The sequence below is a fragment of the Gordonia oleivorans genome, from assembly GCF_040044975.1.
Lineage (GTDB): Bacteria > Actinomycetota > Actinomycetes > Mycobacteriales > Mycobacteriaceae > Gordonia > Gordonia oleivorans.
In genome coordinates this window covers 1-17,098 of record NZ_JBDZDI010000029.1, presented here as the reverse complement: position 1 = coordinate 17,098, position 17,098 = coordinate 1, and the positions used below count along the sequence as shown (strand labels likewise).

The window sequence follows — 17,098 nt, the reverse complement described above, 5'->3', positions numbered from 1 at the left end:
CAACCCCCTCCGAGAAACTAGAACGTGTTCTACTCTGGGTAAGCCGGTCCACGAGAACCAAAGGGGCACACCGATGCGTTTCACCTTCGCCGAGGCGATGACCGACCCCGCCTACTACGCGCCGCTCGCACAGGCCGCCGAGAAGGCCGGGTATGCGGGATTCACCATCCCCGACTCCCTCGCCTACCCCGAGGAGTCGGACGCGAAGTATCCCTACACTCCCGACGGCAATCGGGAGTTCCTCGAGGACAAGGCGTTCATCGAGACCTTCATCCAGGCGGCGGCACTCGGCGCGGTCACCTCCGCCATCCGCTTCACCCCGTTCGTCCTGAAGCTTCCGGTACGCCCACCGGCACTCGTGGCCAAGCAGGCCGCGTCGGTGGCCTACCTGACCGGCAATCGGCTCGCGCTCGGCGTCGGCACCAGCCCGTGGCCGGAGGACTACGACATCATGGGCGTGGACTTCCGCCGGCGCGGCAAGCGGATGGACGAATGCATGGACATCATCCGCGGCCTCACCTCCGGCGAGTACTTCGAGTTCCACGGCGAGTTCTACGACATCCCCAAGATCAAGATGGCACCGGCGCCCACCGAACCCATCCCGCTGCTCGTCGGCGGTCACGCCGACGCCGCGCTACGACGGGCGGTGATCCGCGGCGACGGCTGGATGCACGGCGGCGGACCGGCCGAGGAACTCGACGCCCTCCTCGACACCATCGCCGACATCCGCAAGGCGGAGGGAAAGACCAACGATCCCTTCGAGATTCACGTCATCTCCCTCGACGCCTACACCGTCGACGGCGTGAAGAAGCTGGAGGACAAGGGGATCACCGACGTCATCGTCGGATTCCGGCTGCCCTACGTCGTCGGTCAGGACACCGAACCACTACAGAAGAAGATCGATCACCTGAACTGGTACGCGGACAACGTCATCGCCAAGGTCAACGGCTGAGTCCCGGCAGAGTTCTCTGCGCTCATCGATCCCGCTCCATCAGTATCACCTGCGAATTGGTGAACGGGATCTGTTGCACCACATGTAGTCCCGAGTCTGACAGCTCCCGGTGGAGCGCAGTGTCGACGAATCGCTCGCGACGGAAGGTCCACACCTGCATCCCGCCCGGGAACGTCTGCGCGGCGGTATCGCGGTCCCGATCCCCGATCACCCACATCACCGAACATCCTGCGGCGAACTCACGGTAGCGCTCGACCGGTCGATCCTCGTCCCACAGCGACCCCGATACCGCGGCACCCCTGCGCGCTCCGATATCGCGCAGGCCCACAAAGGAATCGGGTTTTCCACGCAGTACCGCCCTCATCGACACCGGACTCCACCCCGGGCTCGGACCGAACGCCACGCAGTCGCCCGGATGCGCGTGCGTCTGCACGTACTCGGCAACCTGTGAGAAGTCGGTCTCGCCGGTGCGCCCATAGGGACCGCGTTGGGCGAGGTACGACGGCACCATGAGTGCGATGAGAAGCCCGACGAGCACCGCCTGCCACACGCGACGATCCCCCGTCATCGCCCGCACCGCCCAGGCAACGACGATCGCAAAGCCGGGGACCGCGAAGATGAGGTAGCGCGGGGTGTAGGTCGGCGACGCCAACCACGAATAGATCACGATCACACCCGTCGGGATCAACCACCAACTCGCAGCGGCAATCAGGATCGGCCACGGCTGCGCGGCAGACCGGAACGCCGCAACCGCGACTCCCGCCACCACCACCACACTCACCCCGATCAGGTACGGCCAGGAGCCATCGGGGATCTCGAACAGGATCAGGGTCTCGAGCCGATCCAACGTCATCGGGGGCAGCCAGTCGATCTGGCGGCGTTGACCGAAAACCCACCAGGCGAACGGAGTCACGGCAACCACGACGGCAACCATGGCGAACACCGCCGCCCGGGGAATTCGACGGCGTAACACCAGAATCATCACGATCTGGGCCGGGATCACCGTGATCGACAGAAAGAACCAGACCACCATCGCGATCCCCGTGACCGAGTAGGCGATCCACCACCACCTGCCACGATCCAGGGCGATCAGCAGCAACAGCATCGCCGCCACCGTCAGCGCCATCGCGCCCGCGTACCCACGCGCTTCCGAACCGGCCCACATCACCCGCGGCACGGTCAACAACGCCAGTGCGCAGAGCACACCGAAAGCGTTGTCCCACACGATCCGTCCGAGAACGACCACGAGTCCCGCAGCCACCCCGACGGCCAACGCGGACGGTAACCGAACGGAGAACTCGGAGAAACCGAATACCAGCGTCCACGCCCGCATGAACAGGTAGTACGCCGCGTGCACACCGTCGATGGTGTCGACGAGATGGAAGATCTGCGGGACAGTGCGATTCACCGACGAGATGGTGGCCGCCTCGTCATACCACAGCGATGGCCGCCACGATCCCCACGCCGCGACCAGGGCGCCGATCAGACCCACCAGCAGGGGCACACCGGCACCGCGCAGTCGAGTCATGCTCGGTCAGTCACCGTCGAACAAGCGCTGCCAGTTCTCGCGACTGCTCAGCGCGGGGGCAGCATCGCGCCATTGGGAGGCCACCTCGGGACCGCGTCGGTAGAGCTCCCAACAGACCTCCGCCAATTCCCGGGTCAGTCGTCGCAGGGTGTCGGCGTCGCGGCGCCGCACACGCACCCCCGTCTGCGACCCATCGGTCACCACCACCCAGGAGAACAAGGCGACGTGCCACCAGGTGGCGTCCAGTTTGGCCATCGACACCGGACCCGGAATCACCCGGCCCACACTCTGTTTCACGGCCCGCTTGAGCAGCACGCGGTCCAGCTTGCCTTTTTGTGGCTCCGGCGGCCGCGCGACGATCGGCGAACGGATCTCGCGTCCCACCTCTGCGGCGGGACGGACCTTGGTCTCCGGATAGTGTGATCTCAGCTCGGCGAGTTCGGCGAGCTTTCCCTGACCACCGTCGGCGAGGACCGAGGGTCCGACCAGGAAGTCACGCAGGGCGAGAATGAATGTCGCGGCCAGCCCGTACTCCATGCAGCTGATCTGACGACCGATCTCCCGCAGCGAGACCGTCACGGCTTCACGCGGATCCACGCGCCCATGGAGGGCGGCGACGATGAACGCATTACGCCACGAGAAGTACCGGGACCAATCGTCGTAGTCCTTGAGATGGAAATCCGCGTGCCAAACACCGGAATTGGGCAAGGTCACGGTACCGAATCCCTGCCTTCGGGCGCGGATGCCGTACTCCACGTCATCCCATTGGAAGAACATGGGAAGCGAGAGACCAAGCGATACAGCAGCTTCCGCGGGTATCAGACACGACCACCAGGCGTTGTACCCGGCATCGACCCGGATTTCCTGTTGCTTCTCGAGGGCGTTGATGCCGTTGCGGCTGTACGCGCCCTTCATACCCGCCTTGTAGCGACCCAGTCGGTCCCACTCGCTGGTCATGTGGACGCGGTAGGTCTCCGACAGCAGCAGCATCTGCGAACCCACCAGCATCGGCTCGACGGTGCTCGCGGCGAAGGTGGACAGCCGAAGCAGTGACTCCGGTTCCGCCAGGATGTCGTCGTCCATCAGCAGCACGTCGGTGTCACAGACGCCGCCGCGGGTGAGCTCGAACAATCCGCGGTTGAACCCGCCGGCCCCACCCAGATTCGGCTGCGTCAGATAATGCAGCTTGTCGCCGAGCGCCGCCTTGATCCGTTCGAAGTCCGCATGCGAATCCACTCGATCAGTGCCCTGGTCGACGAGGTAGACCGCAGCAATCTTGTTGTGCACCACATCCTCTGACGCCAGGGCCAAGGCTGTCGCGGTCGCCTCGGATGGCCGGTTGTGCGTGCAGATCACCACCGAGATGGGCCGGACCCGCTCCGGTCGCGGCGCCGACCACGTCACGTTCGCCAGTCGCGCGCCCCCGCCGATGGCGGTGGCATCGAACCAGATGGCACCCCCGTCGACAAAGCGTCGCACCGCGAGGTCGAGGCACACCCGACCCGTCCCGGTGATCTCGATGATCTCCACCGGACGGTCCCGTCCGCTGGCGTCGGATGCGTGCACCTCGAAACGCAGGATGGCATCGTCGGCAACCTCGTGATCGAATTCGAGGCGTACCTCCGTGATCGCGGAATACCGCTGCCAATAACTCGCGGCAAATCGCCCGAAATACGTATTCGTGCTGAGTGTCACGCCCGCATCCATCCGGACCTCGGTCCGCTCCGTTCGTACCGCCGCGATGTCCGCGTCGACGTACATCCCGGGATTCACACGGGAATTGGGTCCGGCGAACACGGTTCGCTGGACCACCATCAGGTCGTCGTTGTGCATCAGGCCTCTGCTGTCGTACGGATCGATTCGATGATTCGGCGCGATTCCCGTCGAGACTAACTCACAGCGACCTACCAGCCGGAAATCACGCGCGCGTAATCAGATGATCCAGTGCCGTTTGCGCCGCGTGAAATCCGCACATTCCGTGCACACCACCACCGGGCGGCGTCGCCGACGAGCACAGATACACCCCGGGGACTCCGGTGGCGTACGGCGTCGTCGTCAGCCGGGGCCGCGCGACCAGGTGCATCAGGTCGTTGGGTCCACCGCCGATGTCACCACGCACGTAGTTCGGATTGTCCATCTCGAGTTCATCCGGGGTTCGCGTCCGGACGTCGACGACCCGATCGGCGAAACCCGGCGCGAATCGCTCGATCTGCGCGGTCACCAGCTCGGTGACCGGTCCCCGGTATCCGCTGGGCACATGCGCATACGCCCACAGTGGCCGCAGTGAGCCCGACGCGCGACCCGGGTCGGCCAGCCACTGCTGCCCCACCAGGACGAACGGCCGCTGCGGCATCCGCCCACCCAGCACGCTCTGCTCGGCGTCGGCGATCTCGGCCGAGGTTCCGCCGAGGTGCACGGTGCCGGCCCGGTCACAGCCGGGCGCCGTCCAGCCCACCTCACCGTCGATCACATAGTCGACCTTGAAGGCCGCGGTCCGGTGGGTGACCGCGCGGAACGTCCGGCCGATGCGCGGCGGGATGGCCGTGCCCAGCAGATCCGTCGCGAACTCGGGAGCCGTGTCCAGGATCACGACGTCGGCATCGGCGATATCGGACATACGGTCGATCCGACGGCCCGTCACGACCTCGCCACCGAGCTCGCGCAGCAGCCCGGCCATGGCCGCCGCGATCGCCGACGATCCGCCCTCGGCCACCGGCCACCCGGCGCGATGGCCGGCGGCGACGAGCATCACCCCGGCCGCCGACGATCCCGGCCGGTCCAGCCGCGTGAACCCGTGTGCGGCCATCCCGGTGAACAAGGCCCGAGCGCCCGGTGTCCGCATCGTCCGCGCCAACACGGTCGCCGGGGCGAGCGCCCGCACACCGAATCGGGTCAACGTGACCGGATGTCGCGGCACGTGCAGGAACGGCCGGAGAATGTCGGTGCCGATGTCGTCGAAATGCCGCGCGAGTGGGCCGAACAGACGCTTCCAGCGCGGACCGTCGACGCCGAGCCCGGCGGCCGTCACCTCGATGTCGCGATACAGCAGCGCCGCGGTGCCGTCGTCGAGGGGATGGGCACAGTCGATCTCCGGCCACCGCCATCGCAGTCCGTGCCGGTGCAGCGGCAATGACGCCAGGAACGGTGAGGTGACCCCGAGGGGATGGAAGGCCGAACAGTGATCGTGGACGACGCCGGGAACCATCAGCTCACCCGATCGCGTACCACCACCGATCTCGTCGGCGGCCTCGAACAGCGTGACCGCCAGCCCCGCCTGCGCCAGCCGAACCGCGGCGGCCAACCCGTTCGGCCCGGAACCCACGACCGCGGCGGTGCGCGGCGATCCCCCGACCACGGCTCGCTACCGGATCTTGAAGATCACGGCCCGCTGGACCACGAAGTTGATGATCGTCGCCAGCCCCTGCGCGATGACGTAGGCGACGAGGCTGTAGATGAACTCCTCCGGCCACAGATGCGACAGCCAGACGTAGACGCCGACGTTGACGAAGAAGGTGACGCCGTAGAGCACGGCCACCGCGATGAACCGGGCCATGCTCGGTTCAGCACGGAACGTCCACCGCCGGTTGAAGTAGTAAGCGGTGGTGGTGCCGCAGATGAAGCCGATGGCCTTGGCCAGACCGGGCGGCAGTCCCGCGAGGTACTGCAGCAGCGCGGTGAGACCGAAGTCGATGACCCCGGACCCGGCGCCGGTGATGACGAACCGGATGATCTGTGTCATCAGCGGGACGTCGGTGGAGGCCTCCCCGTCGTCGAGGGGCAGCTCCGGGGGCATCGGCGCATGACGCGTCGCGAACTCGTCGTGCGTGTGCTTCGGCTCGTCGGAACTCTGGTCCACCACGCGCATCACCCTAGGTCATGGCGCTGAGAATTCACGTGGCAGCCGGGTCAGAATTCTTCTTCCACATCGGAGTCGCGGGCCGCCTTCTCACCGCGATCCAGGCTCGCGAGGTCGGTCATGTCGGCCTCGGTCAACTCGAAATCGAACAGGTCGGCGTTCTCGAGCTGGCGTCCCTTGTGTGCCGACTTGGGCACCACACCGATGCCCTGCTGCACCGACCAGCGCAACGCGATCTGGGTGGGCGACTTGCCGTACTTGCGGGCCAGCCGGATGACGACGGCGTCGGCGAGCATGCCCTCCTTGCGGCCGGTCGGATGCCACGCCTGCGCATGGATTCCGTTGTGCTGCATGAACTCTCGCAGGTCGTCACGCGCCAGTGCGGGTGAGCACTGAATCTGGTTGAGCTCCGGCCACTTCCCCGTCTCGTCGTAGAGCGCCTGCAGATGATGCGTCTTGAAGTTCGAGACGCCCGGCACCCGGATGAATCCCTCCTCGGCCAGGGTCAGCAGGGCCTTCCACGATTCGACCATCTTGCCCAGACTCGGGCACGGCCAGTGGATGAGGTAGACGTCGAGGTAGGCCACCCCGAGCCGCCGGGCACTGTCCTTGGCCGCGTTGATCGCCTCGTCGAATCCCTGATCACCGCCGCCGAGCTTGGTCTGCACCACGACATCGGCGCGGTCGATGCCCGACTCCTCGATCCCCATCCCGACGCTGCGTTCATTGGAATAGCGCGACGCCGTGTCGAGCAGCCGGTAGCCGGCGCCCAGCGCATGCGAAACGGCATGCGCGCAGGGCATCCCGAGCATGTCGTAGGTGCCGAGGCCGACCAGCGGCAGCGAAAAACCGGACGCGAGCGTGACCGAAGGGATCTCCACCGTCTAAGAATATGGGCCAACCGTCCATCGGCGTCGGCTAACAAGGCCCGATGTGCGGCGCTATGGTCGAGATCATGGCCGTGTTCCGTCGAGGTGCGCCGAGAACCCTCGGGTTTTCCGTGGCGCTGATCGTGTCCCTGATCCTCGCCGGACTGGTCCCGGCCTTCCTCGTCCCCACCGAGGCCCGCGCCGACGGTCCACCGCCCACCGCGACGCCGATCGATTCGGGTCTCGACGCGGCCGGCTATTCCGGTCCCATCGGTGCGCCCGGCACCCTGATCGCGCAGGTCCCGCTCGCGAGTCCGCTCACCCTGCCGTCGGCCGGACGCGCCTACCGCATCCTCTACGCCTCCCGCGACGTGCACGGCCGGCCCGCGGTGAGTTCCGGCGCGGTGTTCCTGCCGAAACGCGCCGCACCCGCCGGCGGCCACCCGGTGATCGCGTGGGCGCACGGCACCACCGGACTGGGCGACGACTGCGCCCCGTCGGTGCAGCCGCGAGGCGCCCGCGACACCACCTACCTCGATCATTGGCTCGATCAGGGCTACGCCGTCGTCGCCACCGACTACGTCGGGCTCGGCACCCCGGGGCTGATGAACTATCTGAGCGGGGTGGCGCAGGCACAATCCGTCGTCGACTCGGTGATCGCCGCGCACCAGATGGGCCTGCCGTTGTCCACGAAGTGGGCCATCGTCGGGCAGTCGCAGGGTGCGAGTGCCGCACTCAATGCCGCGCGCCGCGCCAGCGCACTGTCGGCCGGCTCCGGGTTGGACTACCGCGGCGTCGTCGCCACCGGAACGCCCGCCAACATCGAGCAGATCGTCTCCCTCGCCCCGCCCGCACCCGTCGCGCTACCCGCGGCCCTGACCGTCTACACGGCCTACATCTTCGCCGGATTCGCCGACGCCCGACCCGACATCGACATCGCGCAGGTCCTCGGTCCGAAGGGCCGCGAACTCGTCGCCGACGCGCGCACCGTCTGCGACCCGGAGATGACGCCGCTGGCGTCCGGGGTTCGGCTGGATCAGTTCCTGTCCCGGCCGGTCAGCTCCATCCCAGGTATCCGCGAGGCGTTGACGGACTACATGGGCACCCCGTCGTCGGGCTACGACCGACCCATCTTCCTCGGCCAAGGCCTACTGGACTCCGACGTCCCGGCCCCGTCCGCGCTGTCGCTGTACGCACAGATGGTGGCGGCCGGTCAGCCCGTCGAACTGCACGTCTACCCCACGAAGGATCACTCCGGCACGGTGCTGGCCTCGATCCCCGACTCCACCCCGTTCCTCGCCCGAATCATGCGATGACGGATCAGGCGATGAGGGCGGCGGCACCGTGAGGACCTACGACGACGTCATCATCGGGGCCGGGCACAACGGGCTGACCGCCGCGGCCTACCTCGCGCGCGCCGGCCGCAGCGTCCTGGTCCTGGAATCCGCCGATCACGTCGGGGGTGCGGCGGTGTCGGCGATGCCGTTCCCCGGGATGACCGCCCGCCTGTCGCGCTACTCCTACCTGGTGTCGCTGATGCCGGCCCGGATCATCACCGACCTCGACCTCGACGTCACCCTGATCCGGCGCCGGTACTCCTCGTACACACCGCTGCCGGCCGACCCGACGCGCGGTGTCCTCGTCGACACGCACGACGACGCCGCCACTGCGCGTTCCTTCGCCCAGGCCACCGGCAGCGACACGGAATTCGGTGCGTGGCAATGGTTTTACGAGCGGATGGGTGAGATCGCACGCGCGGTGTTCCCCACCCTCATCGAGCCGCTGCGCTCGGCGCAGGAGATGACCGATCTCGTCGTCGACGGCGACTCGTCGCGCGCCGAACTCTGGGAGATGCTCACCGAACGCCCCCTCGGCGAACTGATCGAGAGGTACTTCGACGACGACCTGATCCGCGGCATCGTCGCCACCGACGGCCTGATCGGCACCTTCGCCGACCTGCACGACACCTCCCTGCGGCAGAACATCTGCTTCCTCTATCACCTCATCGGCGGCGGCACCGGCGACTGGGATGTGCCGGTCGGCGGCATGGGTGCGGTCTCCGGCGCGCTGTATCAGGCCGCACTGGCCGCCGGCGCCGACATCCACACCACCAGCACCGTCGTCGGGATCGACCCGGGCGACGGGATCGTCGAATACCTCACCACCGATCACGGCAGTTCCCGGCAACGCGTGGCCACCGTCCGGGGCGAGATGGTGCACGGGGCGTGCGCGCCGGACGTGCTCAACACCATGCTCGACGAACCCCTCACCACCGAATCGGGTACCGCGGGTGCCCAACTCAAGATCAACCTGCTGCTCGACCGGCTACCCGAACTGCGGGACCCCACGACGTCGCCGACCGCCGCGTTCGCCGGCACCTTCCACATCAACGAGTCCTACGATCAGTTGCGCACGGCCTGGCAGCAGGCCCGCAATGACGAGGTGCCGGCCCTGCCGCCGTGCGAGATCTACTGCCACACCCTGTCCGATCCGTCGATCCTCGGTCCCGAACTGGCCGGCAAACACACGTTGACCCTGTTCGGCCTGCACATGCCGCCGGCGGTGTTCGCCGCCGGTGGCGCCGCCGCACAGGCCGTCGAGGCGACCCTGGCGTCGTTGAATTCGGTTCTGGCCGAACCGGTTCAACGGGTCATCGCCCACGATGTCCACGGCAATCCCTGTCTGGAGGCCAAGACCCCGCTCGACCTCGAGACCGCACTGGGTCTGCCCGGCGGCAACATCTTCCACCGCTCACTGCAGTGGCCCTGGGCGCCCGAGGCCACCGAGGTGGGCACCTGGGGTGTCCAGACCCGCCACCCACGACTGCAACTGTGCGGTGCCGGCGCCCGCCGCGGTGGTGGCGTCAGCGGAATCCCCGGACGAAATGCCGCGGCCGCCGTCCTGGGATGGTGAACGCCGCGGGCCGCAAAACCGATGCGGGTACTCTCTTGAGCGATGTCTACAGATGAATTGCTGCCGATCACGACCCGTGAACTGGTCGGATGGTCACGCACCACACCGGTCCTAGGCCACGTGCTCTCGACGCCGTATCCCGAGGTCATCGCCGAGGCGGTGGCGCGCGTCGCCGACGACAACGCCGATAAACCCGACTACCTCAAGCGCGGTGTGATCGCCCGCGGACTCGGACGCTCCTACAACGAGTCCGGGCAGAACTCCGGCGGCCTCACCGTCGACATGACGCCGCTGACGCGGATCTACTCCCTCGACGAGGACACCGGCATCGTCGACGTCGACGCCGGACTGTCCATCGATGCCCTGATGCGGGTCGTCGTACCCCGCGGTTTCTGGGTGCCGGTCATGCCCGGAACGCGGCAGGTCACCATCGGTGGCGGTATCGCCCACGACATCCACGGCAAGAATCACCACGCGACGGGCACCTTCGGCGATCACATCGTCGAGATGCACCTGCTGGTCGCGGACGGGCGGATCCTGATCCTGACGCCCGAGGGATCGGCGGATGATCCCGACGGCACCCTGTTCTGGGCCACCGTCGGCGGTATCGGCCTGACCGGCATCGTGCTGCGCGCCAAGATCGCCCTCAAGCGCACCGAGACCGCGTACTTCCTCGCCGACACCTTCACCACCGCGAACCTCGACGAGACCATCGACCTGCACCTCGAGCAGCGCTACGAGGACGGCTTCGAATACGCCTCGGGGTGGTTCGACACCATCAGCGGCGGATCGAAGCTGGGTCGCGGTTCCTTCAGCCGCGGCAACCTGGCCACCCTCGACGAGTTGCCCGCAAAACTGCGCGACAAGGCACTGAAGTTCGACGTCAAGCCGCTGATCTCGCTGCCGAATGTCTTCCCGCGCGGCCTGGACAACAAGTTCGACTTCTCGCTGATCGGCGAGCTGTACTACCGGATGGGCTCCAACAAGCGCGGCATCATCGAAAGCCTGCCGCAGTTCTATCACCCGCTCGATCTGATCGGGAACTGGAACAACGCCTACGGCCGCGGTGGCGCGTTCACCCAGTACCAGTTCATCGTGCCGACCGGCAACGAGGGCGACTTCAAGCAGCTCATCCTCGACATCCAGGCCTCCGGGCACGTCAGCTTCCTCAACGTGATCAAGCTGTTCGGCGACGGCAATCGCGCGCCGCTGTCCTTCCCGTTCCGGGGCTGGAATGTGTGCCTGGACTTCCCGGTCCGCAAGGGGCTCGCGGAGTTCCTCAACGACCTCGATCGGCGCGTCATGGAGATGGGCGGGCGCCTCTACACCGCGAAGGATTCGCGCACCTCGGCGGAGAACTTCCACAAGATGTACCCGCAGATCGACGAGTGGATCGCCACCCGCCGCACCATCGACCCGACCGGTGTGTTCATGTCCGACATGGCCCGGCGCCTCGAGCTTGCCTGACCCGATCCGATCTGAAAGCAGAGAAACCTTGTTCAACGCCGTAGGCGCCCCCCAGTCCATCCTCATCCTCGGCGGCAGCTCCGAGATCGGCCTGGCCATCGCGAGTGAGTTCCTCACCCGCGGCCCGGCGCGGGTCGTTCTCGCCGTCGTCCCCGGCGATCCGACCGCCGAGGCGGCCGTCGCCACCATGAAGACCGCCGGCGCCTCCGAGGTCGAACTGATCGACTTCGACGCGCTGGCACCCGACACCCACGCCGCCGTCATCGACAAGGCGTTTGCCGGTGGCGACATCGATCTCGCCATCGTCGCCGCGGGTGTGCAATTCGACGACGAGGCCGTCTGGCAGGACCAGAAGAAGGCGGTCACCGAGGTGACCATCAACTACACCGCCGCGGTCAGCGTCGGCGTGCTGCTCGGCGAGAAATTCCGCGGGCAGGGACACGGACAGATCGTTGCGATGAGTTCGGTTGCCGGAGAACGTGTTCGGCGGTCCAACTTCCTCTACGGCTCATCCAAGGCCGGTCTGGACGGCTTCTACCTCGGCCTCGGCGAGGCACTCGCACCCGAGGGCATCGGCGTCCTCGTCGTCCGGCCGGGCCAGGTGCGTACCCGGCTGTCGGCCAACGTCGCCGAGGCACCGCTGACCGTCAACAAGGATGACGTCGCGCGGGCGGTCGCAAAGTCGGTCGATGCCGGCAAGGAGATCGTGTGGGTCCCCGGAACGTTCCGCTTCATCATGATGGTGCTGCGCCACGTCCCGCGGAAGGTGTTCCGCAAGCTGCCGGTATAGAGCGGTCTAGAGGTGCCATCTCAGCTCGTCTCCGAGGCGTGAGAGCGATCCCGACGTCACACGACCACTGGACTCGATCACTCGTTCCTACCGTTGAGTGATCGCCAACTGGCCTCGGCCTGCGGGAATCTACCGGATCCTGGCGCCGTGGTTCGATGGTTCGCATGGGCAGAATGAAATCCTTCTTGAACTCGTCGAATCGGGTTTGGTTCGCTGATGGCCCCACTGGTATCAAACCCACAGAAGGGTCGGCCTACTGGTGGTCACTTGACGATGGAAGCGATCTATGGCTCACCACCGCACATGAGGCTGACGTACATCGGAACGAGTATGCGTGGCGTGAATTTCCCAGCGATCCCGTAATCATCCTCGAGACAGTGATCCGGCGTGCGTCAGCGGACGAATCGGTCAGACTGCCTGCCTCCGTCTCCCGCTATCTTGGAATCAGAGACCGGCCTGCTGAGCAGTATCTTGACGACTTTCACATTGTTCCTGTAGAGATCAATCAGGAATTGTTCCTGGGCGTCGGAATTTCGTTCGATTCGCACAATTATATTGCGAGTGTGTTCAATGCGAATTGGGTCTGCGCGCTGTACCCCGGCCCAGAACGCTTCCTGCGGCTGTCAGTTACCGTCTCCTGACCGCCCGCTGGGAGGCAGCGGGGCAGCATCGCAGCGCGGTGGTGAGCAGGGAACGAATCCACGAACTAGCCCTGTGCGGCAGCAACTTTCACCACAAAGTCGCTGTGACCCACGTCCCTGAACCAGCCGGTCAGCGTTCCCCTGCCGAACACCGTTCAGCGGTACCGGATCCGAGCTTTCACGCCCCACAATCGGGTGAAGGCGCTCCAACCATGCACCAGGTGAGCGTGCCTCCGGTGTCGCCGAGTCCGTCGGTGAGCAGGATCGTCGTGTTCGACGCATCGGTGGAGAGTCGGGCGGTGAACGTCTGTCCGGCGTGCAATCCGACGCCGGTCCCAGACTTGTTGATCTGCGTGGTCAGGGTGCCGACGATGTGGGTGTCGGAGTCGGTATCGCGACGTTCCCAGGTGAAGTTCCACTTCTCGTCGTCGATCGCGGACGCCCCCATCAGAAGTGTTCCGGTGAGTGTGGTGTCCAGGGACGACTCGTGGCGTTGCCAGTGACCGGCGAAGGCCGAGATGCCGGTCCCGTGGCCGGGCGGGAGGGTGTGCGTGGGGTCTGTCGTCGACGTTGTGGTGTCGGCGGGCCTTGTAGCGATGGGCCTCGTGGCAGTCGTGTCGGTCGTCACCGTGGCGGTGACAGTATCGGCGACCTCGGTGGGCGCTGCCGCAGAGGTGTGAATGGTGGTCGACGTCGGGTCGTTGGGCGAACTCAACGCCCCGCATCCGGTGAGCAGCAGGGCGGTGGCCAGCGATGCCGTGGCGCCGGCGACGGTGAAGCGAGTCCTCGTGATCGTCCTTCCGGGTGGTGGATGGGCCTCGCGAGTTATTTCGCACACCTAACGATGCCCATTACCGACGTCCCCTCTCCGAATGACTGTCGCGTCTTGCTACAACTGACTGCGTGACTGCGCAGACCCGAGAGCGGCAGACCCGAGTGCTGCGACAGATCAGACCCCTCCTCTCCGATCTCGCAGACCTCGTCATCGCCGTGACCCTCGGAGTGGTGATTTCCGTCGTCGGCCTCAAGGTCATCGACGCGGTCCAGTGGCCGGCGTTCAACTCCTCCAACGTGACGCGTGCACTGACCACGGTCGGCCAGGTCATCGCGGTGATCGTGCTGGTCGGAGCCGCCCTGCTGTATCGGTACGGCCGGTCCCGATGGCTGACCACCGTGCTGTCGACGGCCGGTGTGGCGGGCCTGGTGACCGTGACGCTGGGCATGCCGTTGGGTGCGACCCGGCTGTATCTATTCGGGTTGTCGGCGGATCAGCAGTTCCGCACCGAATACCTGACCCGGATGACCTCGAGCCCGCATCTGGCCGACATGACCTACCTCGATCTGCCGCCCTACTACCCGGCGGGCTGGTTCTGGTGGGGCGGTCGGTTCGCCGCCGCGCAGGGCATGCCCGGCTGGGAGGCGTACAAGCCGTGGGCGATCCTCACCATCGCGGTCGCCGCGGCCGTCGGTGTCGTGTTGTGGAACCGGATGGTCGGCGCGGATCGTGGCGCGGCGATCGCGCTCGCCGTCACCGTCGTGACGCTGATGGAGGCCTCCCCCGAGCCGTACGCCGCGGTGTTGGTCCTCATCGGTGTGCCGATGCTGATCCCAATGCAGTACGCATTGCGGGGTCGAAGCCGGATGGCCGACGGGCCGACCGGGTCGCTGCGGGCGGGGACGAGTTGGCCTGCGGTGATCGCTGCCGGGCTGTTCCTCGGACTCTGTGCGACGTTCTACACGCTGTACGCCGGGCTGTTCGCCGGTGTCGCCGTGTTGATGGCGCTGGTGCTGATCGGGTTCGGGTGGGTCCGGGCGGGCAACAAGGCGCTGCCGTCGGCCGAGGTGTCCGCGGCGCGGCGGGCCGTGATCGTCGCGGTGGGTGTGCGTCTGATCGTGATGGCTGCCGTGTCGGGGATCGTCGCGTTGCTTGTCTGGACGCCCTACCTGTTGGCGCGGGTGAGCAATGCGCCGTCCAGCGGCGGGACCGCCGAGCACTATCTGCCCGGGCGCGGCGCGGTTCTGCCACTCCCGATGCTCCACCTCACCATCGTCGGCGTCATCACCATGATCGGGCTGATCTGGTTGCTGCTGCGGTTCCGCGAGCGCACCATCGCGCTCGCCCTGGGTGTGACGGTGGTCGGGATCTATCTGTTCTGCCTGCTGTCGATGATCCGCACGGCCGTCGGGTCGACGCTGCTGTCGTTCCGGCTCGAACCGATCCTGGTGGCCGTGCTGGCCGCCGCCGGTGTCCTCGGTGTCGCCGAATTGTCACGGTGGGCGGTCGGCCGGTTCGGTGATATCCGGACGTTGATCGGAGTCGTCGCGGCCGCCACTGCAATCGCTGCGGCACAGGGCATTCCCGAGTACCTGTCGGGTGAGATCACCACCGCCTACACCGACACCGACGGCTATGGCGTTCGCGCCGACCAGCGTCCGGCCGGTGCCGAGTCCTTCTTCCCGGAGATCGACCGGAAGATCACCGCGCAGACCGGCCGTCCGGCCACCGACAATGTGGTTCTCACGGCCGATTACGGATTCCTCTCGGTGTATCCCTACTGGGGTTTCCAGGGATTGACGTCGCACTACGCGAATCCCTTGGCCGAGTTCGACAAACGGGCCGCGACCATCGCCAAGTGGGCACAGGTCACCACGCCCGACGAGATGATCGATCAGCTCGACCACGCCGCCTGGCCCGCACCGAATGTCTTCCTGTTCCGCTACTCCGCGGACGGCTACGCTTTGCGGTTGGCGCAGGATGTGTATCCGAACGATCCGAATGTGAAGCGCTACACCGTCACCTTCGATCCGAAGGCCTTCGACGATCCTCGTTTCGAGGTCACCGAGATCGGGCCGTTCGTGTTGGTGGTTCGTCAGTGACACCAAGGAGGTGATCGTGCCGGCCGAGAAGTTCGACCTCAGTCATGTCGACGGCGCGTCGTCACGGGCCTGGTTCGTCGGCACCCATGCCGTCAATTGGGTTGTCCTCCAGGATGAGTCCGGACTCACCCTGATCGACGGCGGCTACCCCGGCCAGGCCGATCTGGTGGTCGAGTCGATTTCCCGGATCGGCGCACGCCCCGAGGACATTCGTGGCGCCTTGCTCACCCATGCGCACGTCGACCACATCGGCGGGGTGGCGAAACTCGTGCAGCGGTACGGCTTTCCGGTGTTCGTCGATCCCGCAGAGGTGGGCCACGCCCATCGCGATCACCTCCAGCAGGCGTCGCCGCTCGACATCGCGTCGGTGGCGTATCGGCCGAGGGTGTGGCGATGGCTGGCCGAAGTGACCCCGCTGGGAGTGTTGAGCCGCAAGGGAATCGACTCGGCGGAGGCCTTCCCGGAGCGCCTTGACCTACCCGGATCGCCGGTGCCGGTGGCCTCACACGGCCACACCGACGGCCACAGCGCCTACCTCGTCGCCGACGGGGCTGCATTGGTGTCCGGCGATGCGCTGGTCAGCGACCATCCGATCTCCGGAATCCATGGCTGCCAATGCATTCCGGACGTCTTCCAGCATGATGTGGCCGCGGCCCGTCGTAGCGTCGAGGCATTCACCGAGTTGAATGCGACGGTACTGTTCCCGGGACACGGACCTCGAGTCGACGGTTCGGTGGCCGACATGGCGCGAGAAGCGCTGTCGCGCTGACCGTCGACCCGAGGTCGGCGTCCCAATTCACTATGGAGTTCTCAAGGAACCGATGCGGTCCCGGCCGGAGCCGGGTGCGGGTTGGTTGGTCTGTTATCTATCTGTGGGCGAGGGTCTTACCCCGTTGGTCGAGCGCCTCCCATTCGCCGGTCGAGCTCCTTTGCCAGCCGGTCGAGCCGTTGTTTCGCCGGTCGAGCCGGTGAGGAGCGCTAGCCGCCGCGTTGAGCTCCGTCGAAACGACGAGCCGTGTCCAGACCTCCGCAAGGCAAGGCTGGAACCGGATCCTCATGCCACACCCGGCAATCCATCCAATGTCATGGTCCTGCGGTGATAGGATCGCAACCATCGTCGTTGTGGGTCAACACTTTCCGGTGGGATCAACCAGGGGTGGTGGTCGGCTCCCATGATGACGTCCCATCCGTTATGGTGGACGTCG

At 66.3% G+C, this 17,098-nt stretch carries 14 protein-coding genes; 8 read left to right on the top strand and 6 right to left on the bottom strand.

Annotated elements, in window-relative coordinates:
* Positions 1–73: 73 nt before the first annotated feature.
* Complete coding sequence (locus tag ABLE92_RS24340; protein ID WP_348807382.1) at positions 74–952, top strand: TIGR03619 family F420-dependent LLM class oxidoreductase; 879 nt, start codon at positions 74–76, stop codon at positions 950–952.
* 22 nt (positions 953–974) lie between these two features.
* On the opposite strand, the gene ABLE92_RS24335 is transcribed toward ABLE92_RS24340, so the two are convergent.
* From ABLE92_RS24335 to ABLE92_RS24315, 5 genes are all read right to left on the bottom strand, one after another.
* The gene (locus ABLE92_RS24335) at positions 975–2,480 is read right to left on the bottom strand and encodes a glycosyltransferase family 39 protein (RefSeq protein ID WP_348807381.1); all 1,506 of its coding nucleotides are present in this window, start codon (positions 2,478–2,480) and stop codon (positions 975–977) included.
* Between the two features lie 6 nt (positions 2,481–2,486).
* Positions 2,487–4,313, bottom strand: coding sequence for a glycosyltransferase (locus ABLE92_RS24330; RefSeq protein WP_348807380.1), 1,827 nt, complete (start codon positions 4,311–4,313; stop codon positions 2,487–2,489).
* An 85-nt stretch (positions 4,314–4,398) separates the two neighbouring features.
* On the bottom strand, positions 4,399–5,802 hold the full coding sequence (locus ABLE92_RS24325) for a phytoene desaturase family protein (RefSeq protein WP_348807379.1): 1,404 nt from the start codon (positions 5,800–5,802) through the stop codon (positions 4,399–4,401).
* Between the two features lie 39 nt (positions 5,803–5,841).
* Positions 5,842–6,273, bottom strand: coding sequence for a GtrA family protein (locus ABLE92_RS24320; protein WP_348807430.1), 432 nt, complete (start codon positions 6,271–6,273; stop codon positions 5,842–5,844).
* 113 nt (positions 6,274–6,386) lie between these two features.
* Positions 6,387–7,217, bottom strand: coding sequence for an aldo/keto reductase (locus tag ABLE92_RS24315; protein WP_348807378.1), 831 nt, complete (start codon positions 7,215–7,217; stop codon positions 6,387–6,389).
* Between the two features lie 74 nt (positions 7,218–7,291).
* Between ABLE92_RS24315 and ABLE92_RS24310 the strand changes: the two genes are divergently transcribed.
* The 5 genes from ABLE92_RS24310 to ABLE92_RS24290 all read left to right on the top strand — a co-directional run bounded on the left by ABLE92_RS24310 (position 7,292) and on the right by ABLE92_RS24290 (position 13,016).
* A complete protein-coding gene (locus tag ABLE92_RS24310; protein ID WP_348807377.1) occupies positions 7,292–8,521 on the top strand; it encodes an alpha/beta hydrolase family protein in 1,230 nt (409 codons plus the stop codon).
* Between the two features lie 28 nt (positions 8,522–8,549).
* Entirely contained in the window at positions 8,550–10,118 is a 1,569-nt protein-coding gene (locus ABLE92_RS24305; protein ID WP_348807376.1) for a phytoene desaturase family protein, read from the top strand.
* A gap of 42 nt (positions 10,119–10,160) precedes the next feature.
* Positions 10,161–11,585 carry a decaprenylphosphoryl-beta-D-ribose oxidase gene (dprE1, locus tag ABLE92_RS24300; RefSeq protein ID WP_348807375.1) on the top strand — a complete coding sequence of 475 codons (1,425 nt, stop codon included), beginning with the start codon at positions 10,161–10,163 and terminating at the stop codon, positions 11,583–11,585.
* A gap of 28 nt (positions 11,586–11,613) precedes the next feature.
* A complete protein-coding gene (gene dprE2, locus ABLE92_RS24295) occupies positions 11,614–12,375 on the top strand; it encodes a decaprenylphospho-beta-D-erythro-pentofuranosid-2-ulose 2-reductase (protein ID WP_348807374.1) in 762 nt (253 codons plus the stop codon).
* A 173-nt stretch (positions 12,376–12,548) separates the two neighbouring features.
* A complete protein-coding gene (locus tag ABLE92_RS24290; protein WP_348807373.1) occupies positions 12,549–13,016 on the top strand; it encodes a hypothetical protein in 468 nt (155 codons plus the stop codon).
* A gap of 178 nt (positions 13,017–13,194) precedes the next feature.
* On the opposite strand, the gene ABLE92_RS24285 is transcribed toward ABLE92_RS24290, so the two are convergent.
* On the bottom strand, positions 13,195–13,854 hold the full coding sequence (locus ABLE92_RS24285; RefSeq protein WP_348807372.1) for a hypothetical protein: 660 nt from the start codon (positions 13,852–13,854) through the stop codon (positions 13,195–13,197).
* A gap of 98 nt (positions 13,855–13,952) precedes the next feature.
* On the opposite strand from ABLE92_RS24285, the gene ABLE92_RS24280 reads away from it, so the two are divergent.
* Positions 13,953–15,893 carry a galactan 5-O-arabinofuranosyltransferase gene (locus tag ABLE92_RS24280; protein WP_348807429.1) on the top strand — a complete coding sequence of 647 codons (1,941 nt, stop codon included), beginning with the start codon at positions 13,953–13,955 and terminating at the stop codon, positions 15,891–15,893.
* 10 nt (positions 15,894–15,903) lie between these two features.
* Positions 15,904–16,662 (top strand): MBL fold metallo-hydrolase, encoded by a 759-nt coding sequence (locus tag ABLE92_RS24275; RefSeq protein ID WP_348807371.1) that lies wholly within the window; start codon positions 15,904–15,906, stop codon positions 16,660–16,662.
* Positions 16,663–17,098 lie beyond the last annotated feature (436 nt).

Excerpts from the sequence above, each read along its gene's own strand:
- ABLE92_RS24340 (WP_348807382.1), top strand. The coding sequence starts at position 74 with ATGCGTTTCACCTTCGCCGAGGCGATGACCGACCCCGCCTACTACGCG.
- ABLE92_RS24335 (WP_348807381.1), bottom strand. The coding sequence starts at position 2,480 with ATGACTCGACTGCGCGGTGCCGGTGTGCCCCTGCTGGTGGGTCTGATC.
- ABLE92_RS24330 (WP_348807380.1), bottom strand. The coding sequence starts at position 4,313 with ATGCACAACGACGACCTGATGGTGGTCCAGCGAACCGTGTTCGCCGGA.
- ABLE92_RS24320 (WP_348807430.1), bottom strand. The coding sequence starts at position 6,273 with ATGCCCCCGGAGCTGCCCCTCGACGACGGGGAGGCCTCCACCGACGTC.
- ABLE92_RS24310 (WP_348807377.1), top strand. The coding sequence starts at position 7,292 with ATGGCCGTGTTCCGTCGAGGTGCGCCGAGAACCCTCGGGTTTTCCGTG.
- dprE1 (WP_348807375.1), top strand. The coding sequence starts at position 10,161 with ATGTCTACAGATGAATTGCTGCCGATCACGACCCGTGAACTGGTCGGA.
- ABLE92_RS24290 (WP_348807373.1), top strand. The coding sequence starts at position 12,549 with ATGAAATCCTTCTTGAACTCGTCGAATCGGGTTTGGTTCGCTGATGGC.